The organism is Agrobacterium sp. MA01 (genome assembly GCF_009650195.1).
GTDB lineage: Bacteria > Pseudomonadota > Alphaproteobacteria > Rhizobiales > Rhizobiaceae > Allorhizobium.
In genome coordinates this window covers 1,349,396-1,371,338 of the sequence record NZ_CP045854.1, presented here as the reverse complement: position 1 = coordinate 1,371,338, position 21,943 = coordinate 1,349,396, and the positions used below count along the sequence as shown (strand labels likewise).

The following is a 21,943-nucleotide window of genomic DNA, read 5'->3' as shown; positions in this document are numbered from 1 at the left end:
GGTCATTTCTGTCTCCTTGTCCCTTTATGTTTTTATTTTGTTCCGCTCTTGTTCCAATGTCAACCTAAAAAAACCGCAACCTCGGCGGAACAAATTCCACCGAGGCGCAAGGCCATCCGGAAAGAAGACAGAAACTGGAGAGAGGTCAGACCTGGAGTTCGACGACCTTGCCATCGACAAGGGTGACGCAGCGGTCCATCCGGCGGGCGATGTCGTGATTGTGGGTCGCAATCATCGCTGACAAACCAGACTGGCGGACCAGTGCTTCGAGCGCCGAGAAGACATAACTTGCCGTCTCGGGATCGAGGTTGCCGGTCGGTTCGTCGGCAAGCAGCACCAGCGGTGCGTTGGCGACTGCGCGGGCGATCGCCACGCGCTGCTGTTCGCCGCCGGAGAGTTCGGCCGGGCGGTGATCGGGGCGATTGCCGACACGCATATAGTCGAGAAGCTGCTTGGCGCGTTCGGCGGCCTCCGGCTTGGTGAGTCCGGCGATCAGCTGCGGCATCATCACGTTTTCCAGCGCGGTGAATTCAGGCAGCAGATGGTGGAACTGATAGACGAAGCCGATCGACTTTCGGCGAATTGCGGTGCGCTGCTCGTCGCCCAGTTCCTGGCAGGCAACGCCGCCAACCGTCACGTCGCCGCCATCAGGGTGCTCAAGAAGCCCGGCAACATGCAGAAGCGTAGACTTGCCGGTGCCCGACGGGGCGACCAGCGCCACGGTCTCGCCAGTGCGCAAGGTAAAGTCCGCACCTTTCAGGATCGAGAGCACGGTTTCGCCCTGACCGTAATGGCGATCGATGCCGGCAAGCGAGAGAACCACGTCTTTTGCCATTGATTTCGGCATCCTCATTCGTAACGCAGGGCCTGGACAGGATCCAGGCGCGAGGCCCGCCAGGCCGGGAAGATGGTGGCCATGAAGGACAGGCTGAGCGCCATGATGACCACCGAGATGGTCTCACTCGCATTCATGTCCGCCGGCAGCTGGCTCAGGAAATAAAGCTCGGGATCGAAGAGCATCGTTCCCGACACCCAGGAGAAGAACTGGCGGATGCTTTCGATGTTGAGACACACGACCACACCCATCACGACGCCGGCAAGCGTGCCGGCCGTGCCGATCGCTGCACCCGTCATGAAGAAGATGCGCATGATGGCGCCCGATGTCGCGCCCATGGTGCGCAGGATCGCGATGTCGCTCGCCTTGTCCTTCACCAGCATGATCAGACCGGAGATGATGTTGAGTGCCGCCACGAGAACGATCAGCGTCAGGATCATGAACATGACATTGCGCTCGACCTGGAGCGCCGAGAAGAAGGTCTGGTTGCGCTGGCGCCAGTCGGTCAGGAAGATCTGGCGGCCGGCGGCTTCCTCGATCAGCGGGCGCAGTTCGTCGACTGCGTCAGGATCCGAAATGAAGAGCTCGATCGACTGCACGATGCCTTCGACGTTGAAATAGAGCTGCGATTCCTCAAGCGGCATATAGATGATCGACGCATCATATTCCGACATGCCGATCTCGAAGATGGCCGCAACGGGGTAGGACTTCACGCGCGGATTGACGCCGAGCGGCGTGATGTCGCCTTCGGGCGAAACCAGCGTAATCGTATCACCGGCCGAGAGCCCCAGCTGTGCTGCCATGCGCGAGCCGATCAGCACGCCCTGCCCCGTGGCAAAGCCGACCATGTCACCCTGTCGGATATTGGAGGAGACGACGGTGAGCTTGGTCAGGTCATCCGGACGGATGCCGCGCACCAGCGCACCCGTGCCAGCGCCCTGGCGCCCCGAGGCAAGCGTCTGGCCTTCAACCAGCGGCAGCGCCATGGTGACGCCCGGAACGGCAGCAAAGCGCTCGGCAAGCCCCGCATAATCGCTCAGCGGCTGATCCACAGCCTGAACGATCATGTGGCCATTGATGCCGAGAATGCGCGAGACGAGTTCGGTGCGGAAGCCGTTCATCACCGCCATGACGATGATCAGCGTCGCCACACCGAGCATGATGCCGATGAAGGAGAAGCCAGCAATGACGGAAATGAAGGCTTCCTTGCGCCGGGCGCGCAGATAGCGCCAGGCCACCATGCGTTCAAAGCCGGAAAAGGCGCGCGCTGATGCGGCCTTGTCCGTGTCCACCGTCTCTTTGCCAACGGCCGTCGTCGCCATGGTCTCTCCTTGCCTCGTGATCAAGTCTTAAAACCCGACCTTGGTTCGGCGTAAGGCTTTTGCCTCAGGCCGTCAGCTTGTTGATCGCCGCTTCGATCGTCAGCGTCTCACGGGCACCGGTCTTGCGGTCCTTGAGCTCGACTTCGCCGGCAGCGACGGCACGCGGGCCCGCAATGACCTGGACCGGCACGCCGATCAGATCGGCGGTCGCGAACTTCGTGCCTGCACGATCGTCGGTGTCGTCGTAGAGCACGTCCTTGCCAGCATTCTGCAGCGCGACGTAGAGGCGGTCGCAGGTCGTGTCGCAAGCCTCGTCACCCGGCTTCATGTTGATGACAACAGCATCGAAAGGCGCGACCGAAGCCGGCCAGATGATTCCGTTCTCGTCATGCGAGGCTTCGATGATGGCCGGAACAAGGCGCGTCGGGCCGATACCGTAGGAACCCATGTGGACAAGATGCTCCTTGCCGTCGGGCCCTTGCACCTTGGCGCCCATTGGCTCGGAATATTTGGTGCCGAAATAGAAGATGTGACCGACCTCGATGCCGCGCGCCGAGAGACGATCATTCTCGCCGATGGCGTCAAAGGCGGCTTCGTCATGCATTTCGGAGGTGGCGGCGTAAACCGAGGTCCACTTGTCAAAAACGGACTGCAGGCCATCAACGCTGTCGAAATCGGTGTCGGCAGACGGAATGTCGAAATCGACGAAGCTCTTGTGGCAATAGACTTCAGATTCGCCGGTGTCGGCCAGAATGATGAATTCGTGGCTGTGATTGCCGCCGATTGGGCCGGTGTCGGCGCGCATCGGGATGGCGCGCAGACCGAGGCGATCGAAGGTGCGCAGGTAAGCGACGAACATCTTGTTATAGGAATGGATCGCGTCGGCCTGGGTCAGGTCGAAGGAATAGGCATCCTTCATCAGGAATTCGCGCGAGCGCATGGTGCCGAAACGCGGGCGGATCTCGTCGCGGAACTTCAGCTGGATGTGGTAGAGGTTGAGCGGCAGGCTCTTGTAGGACTTGACCGACGAGCGGAAGATGTCGGTGATCATCTCTTCGTTGGTCGGGCCATAGAGCATCGGACGGTCCTGCCGGTCGCGAATGCGCAGCATTTCCTTGCCGTAATCCTCGTAACGACCGCTTTCCTGCCAGAGCTCGGCCGACTGCAGTGTCGGCATGGAGAGTTCGATGGCGCCGGCGCGGTTCTGCTCTTCGCGGATGATGGCGTTGACCTTGTCGAGCACGCGCTTGCCGAGCGGCAGCCAGGAATAGATCCCCTGGCTCTGCTGGCGGATCATGCCCGTCCGCAGCATCAGGCGGTGGGAGACGATCTCGGCTTCCTTGGGGTTTTCCTTCAGGATCGGCATGAAGTAGCGCGACAGACGCATAACGAATTCCAGATGGTTATCGATGCCGCCAAATCAGGCGGAATCAGCGATTGAAACGGGATGTCAGGAAGCGTTCATAGCCGGTTGGACATGAGAAGAAAACCCGCAAGCGCCGTTCGCTGCCCTCGCCCACAGCCGGCACCTCAAGCGCGCCATTGGGCCGCGCAGGGGACACGTGATTGCGACGTCGAAACCTAAAAATCAGATCATTCCATGACGCTTATGCGACAAAGCGACATGAGGAATTTTTTTTGGATGGGTGTAACAAATCTGCAAGATTCAGGGGTGACAAGGGTCACTGATTGGGCTAGGTTCAGCCCATAAAAGAGGCAGGGAGTACAAATCTTTGCCACACTCGCGGTCAAGTCTTGGGAGGATCAGATCTAGGCGCGCCCGTTCGCAGCCCCTTAATTGGTGAAGGATCACGCGAAGCTTCGAACAAGGTCTTTTGACCTTGTTTTTTTTTGCCTAGTCGACGGAATGGGGGCGCTGAGAGGCGCCGATCAGCCTTGCGGCTCAACGCCCGGCATGATGACCGGCAGATCGTTGAAGCTGATGCCAAAATAAGTGCCGGCGACATACCAGGCGCCATAGATCAGTGCAGAGACGATGGAAGTGGTCAGGAAGATGCGCGCCGCACGGAAGCGGGTGGGAGCACTGGCCACAGTTCCCGGCACGACGTTCTGATCCTCGTCCTGGGTGCGAAGGCCGATAGGCAGCACCGCAAACAGCACCAGCCACCAGATCACAAAATAGACCGCCAGTCCCGACAGGATCGCCATGATGTTTCGCTCCAGACATGAGATGGCGCCAAACGTTACGCCTGCGCCGCTCTTTCTCTCCCTATAATCGCGGAAGCTCCCGGGCACAAAGACAAAAGCGTCGCAGGCCCGTCCGAGCCGCGATCAACAAGACTTCATCGGTTCGTGAATGGGCCTCAGACCTGTTCGAGCTCGATCAGGGTGCCGAAGAAATCCTTGGGATGCAGAAACAGGACCGGCTTGCCATGGGCGCCGATCTTCGGCTCGCCACTGCCGAGTACACGAGCTCCGGATGCTGAGAGCTGGTCGCGGGCGGCAAGGATATCGGCGACCTCGTAGCAGATGTGGTGCATGCCGCCCGAGGGAGCCTTCTCAAGGAAGGCGGCAATCGGCGAATTCTCGCCAAGCGGTTCGAGAAGTTCGACCTTGGTGTTCTCGAGTTCGACGAAAACGACGGTCACACCATGCTCGGGAAGCGCCTGTGCCTGGGACACCTTGGCGCCGAGCGTATCACGATAACTCGCGGTCGCGGCCGTGAGATCCGGAACGGCGATGGCGATGTGATTGACGCGGCCGAGCATGTCTTCCTCCAGTCATTGCGGGCTAAGATTAGGCCATCCCTGCCCGCCTCGTCCCTCAGACTTTGGTCAGGAACACCGTGACGATCGGCTTCTTGCCCCAGACTTCGTTGGCAGTCGAGCGCACCGCGCGGCGGATGGACTCGCGAACAGTATCGAGATCCTTGCGACGGCTGCGCGGAATGCTTTCCACCGCTCCGAGAACGGCGTCGTAAAGCGTATCCTCCATCAGTTCTCCCTCATGGTCGACTTCCGGAAGGCCGAAAGCCACGACATCGGGATCACCAAGGAAATCGAAGCGACTGTCGAGAAGCACACTGACGGCAACATGGCCGACATAGGAGAGCTTCTTGCGATCGGCGATACCCATTTCCTCGATGTCGCCGACGAGTTTGCCGTCCTTGTAGACGCGGCCGAAGGGTGCCTGATCGATGACTTCGGCGGGGCCCGGCGCGATGCGCAGCATGTCGCCATTGCGGACACGCGGTACGGTCGGGATGCCGGCCTGAAGCGCCAGTTCCTTCTGGGCGACCAGATGGGCGGCCTCACCATGAACGGGCACGAGGATCTGCGGACGGACCCACTCGTACATCTTGAGCAGTTCGTTGCGGCGCGGATGGCCCGAAACGTGGACAAGTGCATCACTGTCGGTGACGATGTGGACGCCCTGCTCGATCAAACCGTTCTTGATTTCGAGGATGGCCTTCTCGTTGCCTGGAATGGCGCGCGAGGAGAACACGACCGTGTCGCCTTTCGTCAGCGCCACGTTGCGCATCTCGTCACGCGAGAGCTTGGCGAGTGCTGCGCGCGGCTCGCCCTGGCTACCGGTGAGGATAACGACGATCTTGTCGCGCGGGATGAAACCATATTCGTCTTCGGCAATGAAGGGCTTGATGCCCTGCATGATGCCGATGTCATCGGCGACCGCCGTTACGCGCTTCAGCGAACTGCCGAGCAGCAGGACTTCGCGGCCGGCCGCTTCCGCCGCCTGGGCGATCGAGCGGATACGACCGACATTCGAGGAAAAGGTCGTAATCGCGACGCGGCCTTCCGCAGCCTCGATGATCTTCTGCAGACCTGCCGAAACCTCTTCCTCGGAGGGCGAGACACCATCACGCATGGCATTGGTCGAATCGCAGAACATCGCCAGCACGCCCTCGTCGCCGACGGCGCGGAAGCGCTCTTCGTCGGTCAGTGGGCCGAGTGAGGGATTGTGGTCGATCTTCCAGTCACCCGTATGGATGAGATTGCCGAGTGGCGTGCGGATGACGAGCGACATCGGCTCCGGGATCGAGTGGTTCACACCAATCGCTTCGATCTCGAACGGACCAACATTGATCCGGTCGCCCTGCTTGAAGGGCGTGATCGGGATCTCGGCGCGCGAGCCCTCATAGTCGCGCTTGGCTTCGAGCATGCCGGCCGTGAAGCGCGAGGCATAGACAGGCACATTGAGGCCTGGCCACAGATCGTTCAGTGCACCGTAATGGTCTTCATGGGCATGGGTGATGATGATGCCCTTGAGGTTCTTTTTCTGCTTCTTGATGAAACTGATATCGGGCAGTACGAGATCGACACCCGGCAGATCCGGCCCGGCGAATGTCACGCCGCAGTCGACCATGATCCACTGGCGATTGGACGGCGGACCATAGCCGTACAATGCGAGGTTCATGCCGATTTCACCCACGCCGCCCAGCGGCAGGAAAACCAGTTCGTCGTTATTGGCCATTCTCAGTTCCGATCCAGTCTACCCGAAAAACACATCTCCGGCGGCAACCGACATCATTCCGTCGGAGCCCCGGTCGAGCAACAAAATTCCCTTATCATCGATTCCGGAAAAGATACCGGAAATCGAGCGGTCCGGGAGGTTCACAGTAATTTTCTCGCCAATGCCACAAGCGACGCGACGCCAGCGCCGCACGATCTCGGCGATCCCCCTGCCCTCGTCCCAGACGTAAAGAGCCTCTGACATCTCGACGAACAGATGGGCGAAGAACTCCGGCGGCGAAATCGAAACGCCCTGATCGGCAAGCGAGGTCACCGGATAAAGCGTCAGGTCAGGGCGGTGGGCGATATTGATGCCGATCCCGATGGCAAGTGCCATGCGGCCATCGGCGATACGTTCCGCCTCGAGCAATATTCCTGACGTCTTCTTACGACCGATCAGTACGTCGTTCGGCCATTTGATCTCGACGGGTTCGCCGCCCGGCGGCATCACCGCCTGTACAGCGGCATGAACGGCCAGCGCTACGGCAAGCGGCAGCGATCCCAGTTGTTCGGCCGGTGCTGGATCCATCAGCAGAAGGGTCGAATAGAGATTGCCACGCTCGGACACCCATGGCCGGCCGCGGCGGCCGCGGCCACCGGTCTGGCGCTCGGCCGTCAACCACAGAAAACCGGAATCGCCCGCGCGAGCGCGGGCGAATGCTTCCGTATTGGTGGACGAGACTTCGTCGAGGGATTCGTGCCGGAAGTCGTCGAGCGAAATCCGGCGCGGTCTTCCGATGCTGGTCAATTAAACAACGTCTTTGCAGCTGCTTCCGCCGCGGTCCCGAGCGGACCGCCGAAGAGGACGTAACCGACCACGAAGAAGCCGGAGAGACCGAAGACGAGGCGCAGCTCGATCGACGTGCGGGCGAATTCACCCTTGGCTTCGTCGAACCACATGACCTTGATGATTCGCAGGTAGTAATAGGCGCCGATGACCGAGGCCAGAACACCGATGATCGCAAGCGCATAGAGCTTGGCTTCGATGGCAGCCACGAAGACGAAGTACTTGGCGAAGAAGCCTGCGAGCGGCGGAATGCCGGCGAGCGAGAACATCAGCGCGGTCAACACGAAGGCCATGAACGGCCGCGTGGTCGACAGGCCAGCGAGATCGTCGATGTTCTCGACATTGCCGCCTTCCTTCTGGCGCATCGCCATGATGCAGGCAAAGGTGCCGAGCGTCATCACCAGATAGATCATCATGTAGAGCAGAACGCCGGCGACGCCGGTGTCATTGCCGGCGGCAAGGCCGACCAGCGCGTAGCCCATGTGACCGATGGAAGAATAGGCCATCAATCGCTTGATGTTCTTCTGACCGATGGCTGCGACCGAACCCAGGACCATCGATGCAATCGCGATGAAGACGACAATCTGCTGCCATTCGGCGAAGATCGGCAGGAAGGCGTCGATGACGATGCGTACGAAAATCGCCATAGCACCGATCTTCGGAGCGGCCGCCAGGAATGCTGTTACTGGGGTCGGGGCGCCTTCATAGACGTCGGGCGTCCACATGTGGAACGGAACGGCGGAGATCTTGAAGGCAAGGCCAGCGAGAACGAACACAAGGCCGAAGATCAGACCGAGCGACGGTTCGCCCTGCGACAGAACGGCGGCAATCTCGTCGAAGCCGGTATTGCCGGTGAAGCCATAGACCAGCGACATGCCGTAGAGCAGCATGCCCGACGAGAGAGCACCAAGCACGAAGTACTTGAGGCCGGCTTCCGTCGAACGCAGGCTGTCACGGTTGATGGCAGCGACGACATAGAGCGCCAGCGACATCAGTTCGAGGCCGAGATAAAGGGCGATCAGGTCATTGGCCGAGATCAGCAGCATGACGCCGAGGGTCGCGAGCACGAGAAGGACCGGGAATTCGAACTTGTCGAGGTGGTCGTAGCGGGCGTGGCCGACCGCCATGATCATCGCCGTGACCGAACCGATCAGGGCGAGGATCTTCATGAACTTGGCGTAGCCGTCAGCGAGGTAGGCGCCATTGAAGGCCTCTCCTTCCGCGCCGGAGAACACCAGCCAGGCACCCGAGAAGATCAGCAGCGCGATCGCCAGTCCTGTGACAACACTGTTCGACTTCTCGCCCGAAAACACGCCGATCATGAGCAGCACCATGGCGCCCACAGCCAGGATCAATTCCGGCGTGACCAGATGCAGGCTAGCAATGAGAGTTTCAACGGTCATGTCCAAAGGATCCTGTCGTCAGTTCGCAATCAGCGCCAGGGACTGGGCTGCTTGCAAGGCTGCGGAGTAGTTGTTCACCAGATTGTCGACGGAGGCGGCGGTCGCATCGAGGATGGGAGCCGGATAGACGCCGAAGAAGATGGTGAGGGCGATCAGCGGATAAAGGGTCAGCTTTTCGCGGGTGGAAAGGTCGAGCATGCTCTTCAGGCTCTCCTTTTCGAGCGCACCAAAGACGACCCGGCGATAGAGCCAGAGCGCATAGGCTGCCGAAAGGATGACGCCGGTTGCGGCAAAGAGCGCGACCCAGGTGTTGACGCGGAAGACACCGATCAGGGTCAGGAATTCACCGACGAAACCCGAGGTGCCCGGCAGGCCGACATTGGCCATGGTGAAGACCATGAAGGCGAGCGCGTATTTCGGCATGTTGTTGACGAGGCCGCCATAGGCCGCGATCTCGCGGGTATGGAGACGGTCGTAGATCACGCCGACGCAGAGGAAGAGCGCGCCGGAGACGAAGCCGTGGCTGATCATCTGGAAGATCGCACCCTGGACGCCCTGCTGGTTGGCGGCGAAGATACCCATGGTGACGTAGCCCATGTGCGCGACCGAGGAATAGGCGATCAGCTTCTTCATGTCTTCCTGCATCATCGCGACCAGCGAGGTGTAGATGATGGCAATCACGGACAGCGTGAAGACGAAGGGCGCGAAGAAGTCGGATGCCAGCGGGAACATCGGCAGCGAGAAGCGCAGGAAGCCGTAGCCGCCAAGCTTGAGGAGGATGCCAGCGAGGATCACTGAGCCTGCCGTCGGTGCTTGAACGTGCGCATCCGGCAGCCAGGTATGCACAGGCCACATAGGCATCTTCACCGCGAAGGAAGCGAAGAAAGCAAGCCATAGCCAGGTCTGCATCTGCGGCGGGAAATCATGCTGCAGAAGCGCTGCGATGTCAGTCGTGCCGGCATCCCAGTACATTGCCATGATGGCGAGCAGCATCAGCACCGAGCCGAGCAGCGTGTAGAGGAAGAACTTGTAGGACGCGTAGACGCGGTCCTTGCCACCCCAGACACCGATGATGATGAACATCGGGATGAGGCCGGCTTCGAAGAAGACGTAGAAGAGCACGATGTCGAGCGACACGAAGACGCCGATCATCAGGGTCTCGAGCACCAGGAAGGCGATCATGTATTCCTTCAGGCGCTTCTCGACCGAGGTCCAGCTCGCAAGAATGCAGAAGGGCATGAGCAGCGTCGTCAGGATGACGAACAGCATCGAGATGCCGTCGACGCCGACGTGGTAGGAGATGCCGGTACCGAGCCAGGCATGCTTCTCCACCATCTGGAAGCCGGTGTTCGAATTGTCGAAGTTGATCCAGATGAAGAGCGACACGACGAAGGTGAAGACCGTCGTCAGCAGCGAGACGTTCAGGATGTTGCGGCGGCCGAGAGAAGTATCACCCCGGGTCAGCAGAAGCAGAGCCACGCCGACCAGAGGAAGGAAGGTGACCGTCGAGAGAATGGGCCAATCGGTCATCAGAGGGAGCTCCCGAGCATCATCCAGGTAACAAGTGCCGCAATGCCGATGAGCATCGCGAAGGCATAGTGATAGAGGTAACCCGACTGCAGGCGGACGACCTTCTGGGTCAGGCCGCCAACGGCAGAGGCAACGCCGTTCGGGCCATAGGCGTCGATGGTGGCGACGTCACCCTTCTTCCAGAGGAAGCGCCCGAGCGCCTTGGAGGACCGAACGAAGAGGAAGTCGTAGAGCTCGTCGAAGTACCACTTGTTGAGCAGGAACTGGTAGAGCATCCACTGCTGTTCCGCGAGCTTCTTCGGTGCCGACGGGTTCTTGATATACATGTACCAGGCGGTCACGAAGCCGAGCGTCATGGCAATGAACGGGCTCCACTTCACCCACTTCGGAACGTCATGGAACTCTTCCAGTACCGTGTTGGTCGGAAGCGTGAAGAGCGCGCCCTTCCAGAACTCGGCATAGTGATGGCCGAAGAAGTAGTCGTGGAAGATGAAGCCGGCAAACAGTGCGCCGAAACCGAGCAGGTAGAACGGGATCAGCATCACCTGCGGGCTTTCATGCACATGGTGCATGACGTCGGCAGACGCACGCGGCTTGCCGAAGAAGGTCAGGAACGCCAGGCGCCAAGAATAGAAGCTCGTGAACAGAGCCGCAATCACCAGCATTGTGAAGGCAAAACCACCGACGGACGAGCTCGAGGCGAAGGCAGACTCGATGATGTAGTCCTTCGAGAAGAAGCCAGCGGTACCGATAAGGGTTCCGGGGATACCGACGCCGGTCAGAGCGATTGTACCAATCGTCATGGCCCAGAAGGTCACGGGGATGTGCTTCCTCAGACCACCCATGTAGCGCATGTCCTGCTCGCCATCGACGGCGTGGATGACGGAGCCTGCGCCCAAGAACAGGAGTGCCTTGAAGAAGGCGTGCGTGAAGAGGTGGAAGACGGCTGCGCCATAGGCGCCGACGCCGAGCGCCACGAACATGTAGCCGAGCTGCGAGCAGGTCGAATAGGCGATGACGCGCTTGATGTCGTTCTGCACAAGGCCGACGGTCGCCGCGAAGAACGCCGTGATTGCGCCGACGATGGTGACGACGGTCAGCGCATCCGGCGACAGTTCGAAGACGGGCGACATACGGGCGACGAGGAAGACGCCGGCGGTGACCATGGTTGCGGCGTGAATGAGCGCCGAAACCGGGGTCGGGCCTTCCATGGCGTCCGGCAGCCAGGTGTGCAGCAGGAACTGCGCCGACTTACCCATCGCGCCCATGAAGAGCAGCAGGCAGGCGCCGGTCAGCGCATGGCTACGGTCAAGCTGCATGCCGAAGAGGTTCAGCACGACTTCGGGCGACGCTGCAGGATCGGTCGGGAGATAGGACTGGGCCGAGGCGAAGATCGTCTCGAGGTTGATCGAGCCGAACATCACGAAGAGCGCCGAGATGCCGAGGATGAAGCCAAAGTCACCGACGCGGTTGACGATGAACGCCTTCATGGCAGCGGCGGAAGCGGACGGCTTCTTGTACCAGAAGCCGATCAGCAGATAGGACGCAAGACCCACGCCTTCCCAGCCGAAGAACATCTGCAGCAGGTTGTCCGACGTGATGAGCATCAGCATCGCGAAGGTGAAGAGCGACAGATAGGCGAAGAAACGCGGCCGATGCGGGTCGTGATGCATGTAGCCGATCGAGTAGAGGTGCACGAGGCACGACACCGAGTTGACCACTACGAACATCACAGCCGTCAGGGTATCGATGCGGAAGGCCCATTCGACGTCGATGCCGCCGGACTGGATCCAGCGCATCACGGGCACCTTGATGACCTCGTGGGCCTCGTGGCTCATCGCAACGTTGAAGAACACGATCCAGGAGAGGATCGCCACGATGATCATCAGACCCGTGGTGATGTATTCCGACGCCTTGGCGCCGATCTGGCGGCCAAGCAAGCCGGCGATCAGGAAGCCGATCAGGGGGAGAAAGACGATAGCCTTGTAGATCATGACCCGATCAGCCCTTCATCATGTTGACGTCTTCGACGGCGATGGAGCCGCGATTACGGTAGAAGACCACCAGGATCGCGAGACCGATGGCCGCTTCGGCGGCCGCGACCGTCAGGATAAACAGCGCGAAGACCTGGCCGACGAGGTCGCCGAGGAAGCTCGAGAAGGCCACCATGTTGATGTTCACAGCGAGCAGGATCAGTTCGATCGACATCAGGATGACGATGATGTTCTTGCGGTTCAGGAAGATGCCGAAGACGCCCAGGGTGAATAGCAGGGCACTGACTGTCAGGTAGTGGGAAAGACCGATTTCCATAATTCTTGTTCCTTGACCTCGTGCTCGGCTCAGACGCCCTGGCCCGGCTTGACCTTGACCACCTTGACGGCGGTTTCCGGCGTGCGGGCGACCTGGGCGGAGATGTCCTGGCGCTTGATGTTGGTGCGGTGGCGCAGCGTCAGCACGATCGCGCCGATCATGGCGACGAACAGGACGAGACCGGCGATCTGGAAGAAGAAGACGTAGTCCGTGTAGAGCACGTCGCCAAGCGCCTGGGTATTCTGGCGGTCTGCCACAGCGGGAATAGGCTGGGTGATCGCGTTCAGGGCTTCCGGGCTGATCGTGGTTCCGCCGATGACGACGACAAGTTCGACCGCAACGATGAGGCCGACGAGCGCGCCAACCGGTGCGTATTTCGCAGCCCCTGCCCTCAGTTCCGTGAAGTCGATGTCGAGCATCATCACGACGAAGAGGAAGAGAACCGCGACCGCGCCGACATAGACGACCAGCAGGATCATCGCCAGGAATTCAGCCCCCGTGAGGAGCAGAAGACCCGCCGCGTTGATGAAGGTCAGAATGAGGAACAGGACCGAATGGACCGGGTTCCGAGCCGATATCACCATGAAGGCCGAAGCCACAGCGACAAAGGCGAAGAGATAGAAAAAGAGAGCCTGAAGACCCATGTTGGTGCCTTTTCATCTTCCCCCGGACGAGGGCCCTGCCCCGCCGCCCGATAAGGCGTGACCGATATCCCCATCGGCACGCCCGTTACAAAATTCATCATGTGCCCCGGCGAAGCCCCGCGCTCCGCCCAAGGCGATCGATCCCAAGGGATCAGCGGTAGGGCGAGTCGATCGCGATGTTGCGCGCGATTTCCCGTTCCCAGCGGTCGCCGTTGTCGAGCAGGCGCGCCTTGTCGAAGTAAAGTTCTTCGCGGGTCTCGGTGGCGAACTCGAAGTTCGGTCCCTCGACGATCGCGTCGACCGGGCAGGCTTCCTGGCAGAAACCGCAATAGATGCACTTCACCATGTCGATGTCGTAACGCACCGTGCGGCGAGTGCCGTCATTTCGGCGTGGCCCGGCCTCGATGGTGATGGCCTGGGCAGGACAGATCGCCTCGCATAGCTTGCAGGCGATGCAGCGCTCTTCGCCGTTCGGATAGCGGCGCAGCGCATGCTCGCCGCGGAAGCGCGCCGATACCGGGCCCTTTTCGAACGGGTAATTGATCGTTGCCTTCTGCTTGAAGAAGTAGCGCATCGACAGAAAGAAAGCGCCGACGAACTCCTTCAGGAAGACCGAATTGATAGCCTGTGCAATTGCCATCTTATTCTCCAATGCAGCTGAGGTTGCGGCAGGGCGTCATCACGCCCAACCCATCAGCTTGAGCACGAATGCCGTGATTATGACCATGGCGAGCGAGATCGGAAGGAAGACCTTCCAGCCAAGACGCATCAGCTGGTCATAGCGGTAGCGCGGAACGAATGCCTTCACCATGGCGAACATGAAGAAGACCATTGACGCCTTCAGCACGAACCAGACGATGCCGGGGACCCAGTTCAGGAACCAGACGTCGACCGGCGGCAGCCAGCCCCCGAGGAAGAGGATCGTGGTCAGCGAGCACATCAGGACGATGGCGGCATATTCGCCGAGCATGAACATCATGTACGGGGTCGAGCCGTATTCGACCATGAAGCCGGCGACGAGTTCGGATTCGGCTTCCGGAAGGTCGAAGGGCGGACGGTTGGTTTCTGCCAATGCCGAGATGAAAAAGATCACGAACATCGGGAAGAGTGCCAGCCAGTGCCAGTCGAGGAAGGACGCCGGAAGACCCATCATCGTGCCGAGACCGGTGTTCTGGGCAAGCACGATGTCGGTGAGGTTCAGCGAACCGACGCAGAGCAGAACGGTGACGATGACGAAGCCCATCGAGACTTCATAGGAGACCATCTGCGCTGCCGAGCGAAGCGCGCCGAGGAACGGGTACTTCGAGTTCGACGCCCAGCCACCCATGATGATGCCGTAGACTTCGAGCGAGGAGACCGCAAAGACGAAGAGGATGCCGACATTGATGTTGGCGATCACCCATCCGGCGTTGACCGGAATGACGGCCCAGGTTGCGAGCGCGAGCGTCACGGCAACGAGCGGGGCGAGCAGGAAGACGCCCTTGTTGGCGCCGGCCGGAATGACCGGCTCCTTGAAGACGAACTTCAGAAGGTCGGCGAAGGACTGGAAGAGACCCCAGGGGCCGACGACGTTCGGGCCGCGACGCAGCTGAACGGCAGCCCAGATCTTGCGGTCTGCGAGCAGGATGTAGGCGATGAAGACGAGCAGGCAGACGAGCAGAAGAAGCGACTGCCCGATCATGATGGCCGCCGGCCACACATAGGTGGAAACGAAATTATCCATGGTCCCCTGCCCTTACTCTGCCGCGGCCTTGAAATTGTTGCGGGCCAATGCCGAGCACTCTGCCATGACGGCCGAAGCGCGTGCGATCGGGTTCGTCAAATAGAAGTCTTTGACCGGCGACGCAAACAGAGACTTGCCCATCTTCCCGGGTTTTTTCGCCAGTGCAGCAATATCGGCCGAAGAGCCCGGTGCGATCTCGTCGATCTCGGCGAAATGCGGGTAGGCTTCATAAAGCTTCACGCGCAGCTGCGACAGCGAATCAAAGGGCAGCTTCTTGCCAAGCACGTCGGAGAGTGCACGCAGGATCGCCCAGTCTTCGCGGGCCTCGCCCGGCGCGAAGCCGGCGCGGTTGCCCATCTGGACGCGGCCTTCGGTATTGACCCAGGTCCCCGACTTCTCGGTGTAGGTCGCGCCCGGCAGGATGACGTCGGCATAGTGTGCGCCGTTGTCGCCATGGCTGCCGATATAGACCACGCACTTCGCAGTCTTGGCCGAGAAATCGATCTCGTCGGCGCCGAGCAGGAAGACGACGTCGAGCGAGGACAGCATCTGACCGGCGGCAACAGCCCCTTCGCCCGGCACGAAGCCGAGGTCGAGAGCGCCGACGCGCGAGGCTGCGGTGTGCAGGACGCAGAAGCCGTTCCATTCGTCGGAGAGCGCGCCGACATCGGCAGCGAGCTTTGCGGCGTTTGCCAGAACGGCGTTGCCGTCGGCGCCCGAAAGCGCACCCTGGCCGATGATAACAAGCGGGTTCTTTGCGGCCTTCAGAGCTTCAGCGAAGTTGTTCTTGCCAGAAACGAGGTCAGACAGCGTCTCGGTGCCAGCACCGAGATACTCATACGGGTAACGCAGCTCACCGCCTTCGCCGATCACGCCGATCGGCAGACCGCCGCGGCGCCAGCGCTTGCGAATACGGGCGTTCAAGACAGCCGCTTCGTAGCGCGGGTTGGCGCCGACGATCAGGATTGCGTCTGCGGCTTCAATACCTTCGATGCCGGCGTTGAAGAGGTAGGTCGAGCGGCCGAGCGACGGATCAATTGCCGTCCCATCCTGGCGACAGTCGGTATTCGAGGACCCGAGTGCGTTGACGAGCGACTTCAGCGCGAAGATTTCCTCGACGGAAGCGAGGTCACCGGCGACAGCGCCGATCTTGTCAGCGGAGGTCGAGGCAACGGCCGACTTGATCGCGGCAAAGGCTTCGGCCCAGCTGGCGGGCTGCAGACGGCCATCCTTCTTGACATAGGGGCGGTCGAGACGCTGGGTCTTCAGGCCATCCCAGATGAAGCGGGTCTTGTCGGAGATCCACTCTTCGTTGATCTGCTCGTTGACGCGCGGCATGATGCGCATGACTTCGCGACCACGCGTATCGACGCGGATGGCGGAGCCGAGCGCGTCCATGACGTCGACCGATTCGGTTTTGTTCAGTTCCCAGGGACGAGCCGTGAAGGCGAAGGGCTTGGAGGTCAGCGCGCCGACCGGGCAGAGGTCGACGACATTGCCCTGGAGCTCCGACGTCATCGCCTGCTCGAGATAGGTGGTGATCTCGGCGTCCTCGCCACGGCCGATCAGGCCGAGTTCGGCAATGCCGGCGACTTCGGTGGTGAAGCGGACGCAGCGCGTGCAGTGAATGCAGCGGTTCATCACGGTCTTGACCAACGGTCCGATATACTTGTCTTCGACAGCGCGCTTGTTCTCGGTGTAGCGCGAGCTATCGATACCAAACGCCATGGCCTGGTCCTGCAGGTCGCATTCGCCACCCTGGTCGCAGATCGGGCAATCCAGCGGATGGTTGATCAGCAGGAATTCCATCACGCCTTCGCGGGCCTTTTTGACCATCGGCGTATTGGTGTAAACTTCCGGCAGTTCGCCGTTCGGGCCGCCACGGATGTCGCGCACGCCCATGGCGCAGGAGGCTGCCGGCTTCGGCGGGCCACCCTTCACCTCGACGAGGCACATGCGGCAGTTGCCGGCAACCGACAGCCGTTCATGGAAACAAAAGCGCGGAACCTCGGCGCCAGCTTCCTCGCACGCCTGCAACAGCGTGAAATGATCCGGAACCTCGATCTCTTTTCCGTCGATCTTCAGCTTAGTCATATTCGCCTTCCTGCCTCACGCTTCCGCGCATCCTGCCGGGGCATTCCTGCCGCGACTGACAGTCTTCGTCCGCACCGGATGAAAACTGCCGGTTTTATCCCTCAAGTCCGGCGCATCGCCCCCGCGCGGCCGAACCTTAATCTTAACTGCCTGACCGAGCCTTGCCACCCGCCAACCGGCGCGCCTGGCCTGCCCAGTCGTCTCGCAGCACGCGGCCGCCGAGACCCAATTCCTTGTCCAGCGCATCAAGCGCCTTCTCATTCATCTCAGCGAGGTCCTTGAAGCGGGTAATCCCCCTGCCCTTCAGGACCTGCTCGACCTTCGGCCCGATGCCATCGATCTTCTTCAGATCGTCGGCCTTGCCGCTGGCCTTCCTCGGCCTCACAGCCGGCGCGGCGGGCTCGACCTTTGCATCCGGCAGAGCCTTCGCTTGTGCTGCGGCCTTTGCCTTTGTTCCAACGGCCGGCTTTGCAGCCGCCTTGGCCTTCGGTGCAGGCTTCTGCTTTTCAGCCTTGGCTTTCACCGGGGCTGCGGCCTTGGCCTTCGCCTTCGCCAGAACCGGCTTTTCCGCCGTCACCTTGGCCGGGGTCGGCTCAGGTTCAACCTTTTCGACCGGGGCCTCGACCTTCGTCTCAGCCTCAGCTGCCGGCTTCGCCTCCGCCGCCTTGCGCTCTTCTTCCAGTTGCCGCGCAATCTGGCCGGTTACTTCCATGGCGCCCTGAATGGAGCCAAGGAAGAGCTTGCCCATCTGCGCCGCCATGCCGAAGCCGAAGGCGGTTGCGGCGGCCATGGCGGCCGCCGGATTGGTCATCAGGTCCTCAAGGCCTTCGGAGGCGCGAGCGTCAGATGCCGGTTCGTCCGGCCCCTTTTTCCCGTCCTTGTCCGAAGAGCCTGTCATCCCCTTTGTCCCTTACTCTGCCGCTTCCATGACCACGCCATGGGCGATCGCGTTGCGGGTGTACTGGTCGATGCGCTTTTCCATCTCCGGACGGAAATGCTTGATCAGGCCCTGGATCGGCCAGGCGGCGGCATCTCCAAGCGCACAGATGGTGTGGCCTTCCACCTGCTTCGTCACCTGGAAGAGCATGTCGATTTCACGCTTCTGGGCATTGCCCTTCACCATGCGTTCCATGACGCGCATCATCCAGCCTGTGCCTTCGCGGCATGGCGTGCACTGGCCGCAGCTCTCGTGCTTGTAGAATGCCGAGAGGCGCCAGATGGCCTTCACGATGTCGGTCGACTTGTCCATGACGATGACAGCGGCGGTGCCGAGGCCGGAGCCCAGCTCACGCAAACCGTCATAGTCCATGATCGCGTCCTTCATCTGGGCGCCCGGTACGCAAGGTACCGAGGAGCCGCCCGGGATGACGGCGAGCAGGTTGTCCCAGCCGCCGCGGATGCCGCCACAGTGCTTTTCGATCAGCTCCTGGAAGGTGATCGACATGGCTTCTTCGACCGTGCACGGCTTGTTGACGTGACCGGAGATCGAGAACAGCTTGGTGCCGGCATTGTTCGGACGGCCAAAGCTCGAATACCAGGACGCGCCGCGACGCAGGATGGTCGGGGCAACGGCGATCGATTCGACGTTGTTGACCGTGGTCGGGCAGCCGTAGAGGCCCATGTTCGCCGGGAATGGCGGCTTCAGGCGCGGCTGGCCCTTTTTGCCTTCAAGGCTTTCCAGAAGTGCGGTTTCTTCGCCGCAGATATAGGCGCCGGCGCCGTGGTGGACGACGATATCGATGTCGTAGCCGAGCTTGTTGTTCTTGCCGAGCAGGCCGTAGTCGTAGCACTCGTCGATCGCAGCCTGCAGGGCTTCGCGCTCGCGCATGAACTCGCCGCGAACATAGATGAAGGCATGATGCGCGCCCATGGCGAAGGAAGCGATGACGCAGCCTTCGATCAGGGTGTGCGGATCATGGCGCATGATCTCGCGGTCCTTGCAGGTGCCAGGTTCCGACTCATCCGCATTGACGACGAGATAGTGCGGACGGCCGTCCGATTCCTTCGGCATGAAGGACCACTTGAGACCGGTGGGGAAGCCTGCGCCGCCGCGACCGCGAAGACCCGAGGCCTTCATCTCGTTGATGATCCAGTCACGACCCTTTTCAAGGATTTGCTTGGTGCCGTCCCAATGGCCGCGGGACATCGCGCCCTTCAGGGACTTGTCCTTGAGGCCGTAGATATTGGTAAAGATGCGATCCTGATCTCTCAACATACCCTAACCTCTCAGCGCGGCTTCTTGCCGAAGACCTTGATGTATTCCGCTTCGCCGCCCTTGGCGAGCGCCTTGGCCTGCTTGACCCAGTCGTCCCGCTCGATACGGCCGGAGAACTTGAGATAGGTGTCGACCCACTCGCGCTCTGCCTTCTTCCACTTGGCGACCTGATCGAACGTGTAGACGCCGAGGCCGTTCAGTGTCGCTTCGATCTTCGGGCCGACGCCCGAGATCATCTTCAGGTCGTCAGGCGTTTCCGGGCGCTCGATGCCGGCCGGACGGTTCTTCTCGTCCATGACCGCGGCGGGAGCCGGAGCGACTTCCTTCTCGACCGGGCGGGCCGTATCGGCAGAATCGCCCTTCTGCTTGACGTTCTCGGCAGCAGCCTTTTTGGCAGTTGCCGGGGTCTTGAGCTTCTCGTCCGTCACCGGCGCATCCGTAACCGGTTTCGCGGCGTTGGCGGGCGGTACGGACACTTCCTCGGTCTGTGCCGGGGCCGTATCGTTGAAGCGGATCGGCTGGATGTCACCGGTCAGGGTGGTCGGACCACCGACAGGCGCCGAGAAAATGCGATCAACCTGCGGGCCAGGCTTGACGTCGGAACCCTTGCCGGCGGCGAACCGATCGATGATGTGCTCGAGCTGGGTCACGGTCAGGTCTTCATAGGCATCCTTGAAGATCATCACCATCGGCGCATTGACGCAGGCGCCCTGACACTCGACTTCTTCCCAGGACAAGGTGCCGTCTTCGTTGCGTTCGAAGGGCTCCGGGTGGATCTTCGACTTGCAGACGTGAATGAGGTCTTCCGCCCCCCGCAGCATGCAGGGTGTCGTGCCGCAGACCTGGATATGGGCGCGCGTACCAACAGGCTTCAGCTGGAACTGGGTGTAGAATGTCGCGACTTCGAGGACCCGAATGAAGGGCATGTCGAGCATTTGGCCGACATACTCGATCGCAGCCTTGGTGACCCAGCCTTCCTGTTCCTGTGCGCGCATCAAAAGCGGAATGACCGCCGATTGCTGGCGCCCCGCCGGATACTTGCGAATGGTGGCTTCAGCCCAGATCGCATTCTCCGCGGAGAACGAGAATGCTGCGGGCTGGAATTGCTCTTCGGCTAGTCGACGAACGGACATACTTCCTCACGCCTTGTCTCAGTTTATGGAACCACACCGCGTATTCGTCACATTGGCGAATTCGCAGGCATAGGCCGAATTGTCTTTCTGAAGGAATACGAAGAGCTTCGAGCCGGTCCAGCTGGAGCTCTTGATCTCGTATCCATCCCGGATCAGCTTGGCCATCGACACTGTTTCCCTCGACGATACAGCACTGTTCTCCTGAGCCACCGCCTGGGTGGCGCCGAGACAGATCAGCAATGCCGCGAGGGTCTTAAGCATCAGCGGTCTACTTCCCCGAACACGATGTCGAGCGAGCCGAGGATCGCCGAGACGTCGGCCAGCTGGTGGCCGCGGCACAGGAAATCCATGGCCTGCAGATGCGCATAACCCGGGGCGCGGATCTTGCAGCGATAGGGCTTGTTGGTGCCGTCGGAGACGAGGAACACGCCGAACTCGCCCTTGGGGGCTTCGACAGCGGCATAAACCTCACCGGCCGGTACGTGATAGCCTTCGGTGTAGAGCTTGAAGTGGTGGATCAGGCCTTCCATCGACCGCTTCATCTCGCCACGCTTCGGCGGAACGACTTTGCCGTCGAGCGATGAGACCGGGCCGGTCTTGGCATCGCCCAGCAGACGGTTGACGCACTGCTTCATGATCTTCACCGACTCGCGCATTTCGAACATGCGGATCAGGTAACGGTCGTAGCAGTCACCGTTCTTGCCGACCATGATGTCGAAGTCGAGATCGGAGTAGCACTCGTAAGGCTGCGACTTGCGCAGGTCCCAGGCAGCGCCCGAACCGCGGACCATGACGCCCGAGAAGCCCCAGGCCCAGCAATCATCGAGGCTGACGACGCCGATGTCGACGTTGCGCTGCTTGAAGATGCGGTTGCCGGTCAGAAGGTCGTCGATGTCATCGAGCTTTTCCGGGAACTGGTCGCACCACTTGCCGATATCCTCGACCAGCTGATGCGGCAGATCCTGATGCACGCCACCGGGACGGACGTAAGCGGCATGCATGCGGGCGCCGGAGGCGCGCTCATAGAACACCATCAGCTTTTCGCGCTCTTCAAAGCCCCAGAGCGGCGGCGTCAGCGCACCAACGTCCATGGCCTGCGTGGTGACGTTGAGGAGGTGCGAGAGAATACGACCGATTTCCGAATAGAGAACGCGGATCAGCTGACCACGGATCGGAATCTGGATGTCGAGCAGCTTTTCGACGGCCAGCGAATAGGCATGTTCCTGGTTCATCGGCGCGACATAGTCGAGGCGATCGAAATAGGGCAGCGCCTGCAGATAGGTCTTGGTCTCAATCAGCTTCTCGGTGCCACGATGCAGCAGGCCGATATGCGGGTCGACGCGCTCGACGATTTCACCGTCCAGCTCAAGCACGAGGCGAAGAACGCCGTGCGCCGCCGGGTGCTGCGGGCCGAAGTTGATATTGAAGTTGCGGACGTTGTGTTCGTTCATGGTCTC

Annotated in this window: 20 protein-coding genes; all 20 read right to left on the bottom strand. The window is 60.8% G+C overall.

Features of this window, described 5'->3' with window-relative positions:
- Positions 1-145: 145 nt before the first annotated feature.
- Positions 146-835 carry an ABC transporter ATP-binding protein gene (locus GH983_RS06645; RefSeq protein ID WP_153761984.1) on the bottom strand — a complete coding sequence of 230 codons (690 nt, stop codon included), beginning with the start codon at positions 833-835 and terminating at the stop codon, positions 146-148.
- Positions 836-849: 14 nt separating this feature from the next.
- Positions 850-2,157 (bottom strand): lipoprotein-releasing ABC transporter permease subunit, encoded by a 1,308-nt coding sequence (locus GH983_RS06640; protein ID WP_153761983.1) that lies wholly within the window; start codon positions 2,155-2,157, stop codon positions 850-852.
- Positions 2,158-2,221: 64 nt separating this feature from the next.
- A complete protein-coding gene (proS, locus tag GH983_RS06635; RefSeq protein ID WP_153761982.1) occupies positions 2,222-3,544 on the bottom strand; it encodes a proline--tRNA ligase in 1,323 nt (440 codons plus the stop codon).
- Between the two features lie 503 nt (positions 3,545-4,047).
- Positions 4,048-4,326, bottom strand: a complete 279-nt coding sequence (locus GH983_RS06630) for a DUF1467 family protein (RefSeq protein ID WP_054150634.1) — start codon at positions 4,324-4,326, stop codon at positions 4,048-4,050.
- Positions 4,327-4,481: 155 nt separating this feature from the next.
- Positions 4,482-4,886 carry a methylmalonyl-CoA epimerase gene (gene mce / locus GH983_RS06625; protein ID WP_054150633.1) on the bottom strand — a complete coding sequence of 135 codons (405 nt, stop codon included), beginning with the start codon at positions 4,884-4,886 and terminating at the stop codon, positions 4,482-4,484.
- A gap of 55 nt (positions 4,887-4,941) precedes the next feature.
- The gene (locus GH983_RS06620; RefSeq protein ID WP_069041626.1) at positions 4,942-6,609 is read right to left on the bottom strand and encodes a ribonuclease J; all 1,668 of its coding nucleotides are present in this window, start codon (positions 6,607-6,609) and stop codon (positions 4,942-4,944) included.
- An 18-nt stretch (positions 6,610-6,627) separates the two neighbouring features.
- A complete protein-coding gene (locus GH983_RS06615) occupies positions 6,628-7,395 on the bottom strand; it encodes a biotin--[acetyl-CoA-carboxylase] ligase (protein ID WP_153761981.1) in 768 nt (255 codons plus the stop codon).
- Positions 7,392-8,837, bottom strand: coding sequence for an NADH-quinone oxidoreductase subunit NuoN (gene nuoN, locus GH983_RS06610; RefSeq protein WP_054150630.1), 1,446 nt, complete (start codon positions 8,835-8,837; stop codon positions 7,392-7,394). The genes GH983_RS06615 and nuoN overlap by 4 nt, the downstream gene beginning before the upstream one ends.
- Positions 8,838-8,855: 18 nt before the next feature.
- The gene (locus GH983_RS06605; RefSeq protein WP_069041628.1) at positions 8,856-10,367 is read right to left on the bottom strand and encodes an NADH-quinone oxidoreductase subunit M; all 1,512 of its coding nucleotides are present in this window, start codon (positions 10,365-10,367) and stop codon (positions 8,856-8,858) included.
- Positions 10,367-12,361 (bottom strand): NADH-quinone oxidoreductase subunit L, encoded by a 1,995-nt coding sequence (nuoL, locus tag GH983_RS06600; RefSeq protein ID WP_153761980.1) that lies wholly within the window; start codon positions 12,359-12,361, stop codon positions 10,367-10,369. Before nuoL ends, GH983_RS06605 begins: the two co-directional genes overlap by 1 nt.
- A 7-nt stretch (positions 12,362-12,368) precedes the next feature.
- On the bottom strand, positions 12,369-12,677 hold the full coding sequence (gene nuoK, locus GH983_RS06595) for an NADH-quinone oxidoreductase subunit NuoK (RefSeq protein ID WP_054150627.1): 309 nt from the start codon (positions 12,675-12,677) through the stop codon (positions 12,369-12,371).
- A 29-nt stretch (positions 12,678-12,706) separates the two neighbouring features.
- Entirely contained in the window at positions 12,707-13,321 is a 615-nt protein-coding gene (locus GH983_RS06590) for an NADH-quinone oxidoreductase subunit J (protein WP_054150626.1), read from the bottom strand.
- 151 nt (positions 13,322-13,472) lie between these two features.
- Complete coding sequence (gene nuoI / locus GH983_RS06585; RefSeq protein ID WP_054150625.1) at positions 13,473-13,961, bottom strand: NADH-quinone oxidoreductase subunit NuoI; 489 nt, start codon at positions 13,959-13,961, stop codon at positions 13,473-13,475.
- A gap of 39 nt (positions 13,962-14,000) precedes the next feature.
- Complete coding sequence (gene nuoH / locus GH983_RS06580; RefSeq protein ID WP_054150624.1) at positions 14,001-15,044, bottom strand: NADH-quinone oxidoreductase subunit NuoH; 1,044 nt, start codon at positions 15,042-15,044, stop codon at positions 14,001-14,003.
- Between the two features lie 12 nt (positions 15,045-15,056).
- Positions 15,057-17,138, bottom strand: a complete 2,082-nt coding sequence (gene nuoG / locus GH983_RS06575) for an NADH-quinone oxidoreductase subunit NuoG (protein WP_153761979.1) — start codon at positions 17,136-17,138, stop codon at positions 15,057-15,059.
- Between the two features lie 142 nt (positions 17,139-17,280).
- Positions 17,281-18,036, bottom strand: coding sequence for a 5' DNA nuclease (locus tag GH983_RS06570; RefSeq protein ID WP_153761978.1), 756 nt, complete (start codon positions 18,034-18,036; stop codon positions 17,281-17,283).
- Positions 18,037-18,048: 12 nt separating this feature from the next.
- Complete coding sequence (gene nuoF / locus GH983_RS06565; RefSeq protein ID WP_006727574.1) at positions 18,049-19,353, bottom strand: NADH-quinone oxidoreductase subunit NuoF; 1,305 nt, start codon at positions 19,351-19,353, stop codon at positions 18,049-18,051.
- Between the two features lie 11 nt (positions 19,354-19,364).
- Positions 19,365-20,486 carry an NADH-quinone oxidoreductase subunit E gene (locus GH983_RS06560; RefSeq protein ID WP_153761977.1) on the bottom strand — a complete coding sequence of 374 codons (1,122 nt, stop codon included), beginning with the start codon at positions 20,484-20,486 and terminating at the stop codon, positions 19,365-19,367.
- Between the two features lie 18 nt (positions 20,487-20,504).
- A complete protein-coding gene (locus GH983_RS06555; protein WP_054150619.1) occupies positions 20,505-20,747 on the bottom strand; it encodes a hypothetical protein in 243 nt (80 codons plus the stop codon).
- Entirely contained in the window at positions 20,747-21,937 is a 1,191-nt protein-coding gene (locus tag GH983_RS06550; protein WP_054150618.1) for an NADH-quinone oxidoreductase subunit D, read from the bottom strand. Before GH983_RS06550 ends, GH983_RS06555 begins: the two co-directional genes overlap by 1 nt.
- Positions 21,938-21,943: the final 6 nt, after the last annotated feature.

Coding starts and splice junctions, on each gene's coding strand:
- GH983_RS06645 (WP_153761984.1), bottom strand. CDS start 835: ATGGCAAAAGACGTGGTTCTCTCGCTTGCCGGCATCGATCGCCATTAC.
- GH983_RS06640 (WP_153761983.1), bottom strand. CDS start 2,157: ATGGCGACGACGGCCGTTGGCAAAGAGACGGTGGACACGGACAAGGCC.
- proS (WP_153761982.1), bottom strand. CDS start 3,544: ATGCGTCTGTCGCGCTACTTCATGCCGATCCTGAAGGAAAACCCCAAG.
- GH983_RS06630 (WP_054150634.1), bottom strand. CDS start 4,326: ATGGCGATCCTGTCGGGACTGGCGGTCTATTTTGTGATCTGGTGGCTG.
- mce (WP_054150633.1), bottom strand. CDS start 4,886: ATGCTCGGCCGCGTCAATCACATCGCCATCGCCGTTCCGGATCTCACG.
- GH983_RS06620 (WP_069041626.1), bottom strand. CDS start 6,609: ATGGCCAATAACGACGAACTGGTTTTCCTGCCGCTGGGCGGCGTGGGT.
- nuoN (WP_054150630.1), bottom strand. CDS start 8,837: ATGACCGTTGAAACTCTCATTGCTAGCCTGCATCTGGTCACGCCGGAA.
- GH983_RS06605 (WP_069041628.1), bottom strand. CDS start 10,367: ATGACCGATTGGCCCATTCTCTCGACGGTCACCTTCCTTCCTCTGGTC.
- nuoL (WP_153761980.1), bottom strand. CDS start 12,361: ATGATCTACAAGGCTATCGTCTTTCTCCCCCTGATCGGCTTCCTGATC.
- nuoK (WP_054150627.1), bottom strand. CDS start 12,677: ATGGAAATCGGTCTTTCCCACTACCTGACAGTCAGTGCCCTGCTATTC.
- GH983_RS06590 (WP_054150626.1), bottom strand. CDS start 13,321: ATGGGTCTTCAGGCTCTCTTTTTCTATCTCTTCGCCTTTGTCGCTGTG.
- nuoI (WP_054150625.1), bottom strand. CDS start 13,961: ATGGCAATTGCACAGGCTATCAATTCGGTCTTCCTGAAGGAGTTCGTC.
- nuoH (WP_054150624.1), bottom strand. CDS start 15,044: ATGGATAATTTCGTTTCCACCTATGTGTGGCCGGCGGCCATCATGATC.
- nuoG (WP_153761979.1), bottom strand. CDS start 17,138: ATGACTAAGCTGAAGATCGACGGAAAAGAGATCGAGGTTCCGGATCAT.
- GH983_RS06570 (WP_153761978.1), bottom strand. CDS start 18,036: ATGACAGGCTCTTCGGACAAGGACGGGAAAAAGGGGCCGGACGAACCG.
- nuoF (WP_006727574.1), bottom strand. CDS start 19,353: ATGTTGAGAGATCAGGATCGCATCTTTACCAATATCTACGGCCTCAAG.
- GH983_RS06560 (WP_153761977.1), bottom strand. CDS start 20,486: ATGTCCGTTCGTCGACTAGCCGAAGAGCAATTCCAGCCCGCAGCATTC.
- GH983_RS06555 (WP_054150619.1), bottom strand. CDS start 20,747: ATGCTTAAGACCCTCGCGGCATTGCTGATCTGTCTCGGCGCCACCCAG.
- GH983_RS06550 (WP_054150618.1), bottom strand. CDS start 21,937: ATGAACGAACACAACGTCCGCAACTTCAATATCAACTTCGGCCCGCAG.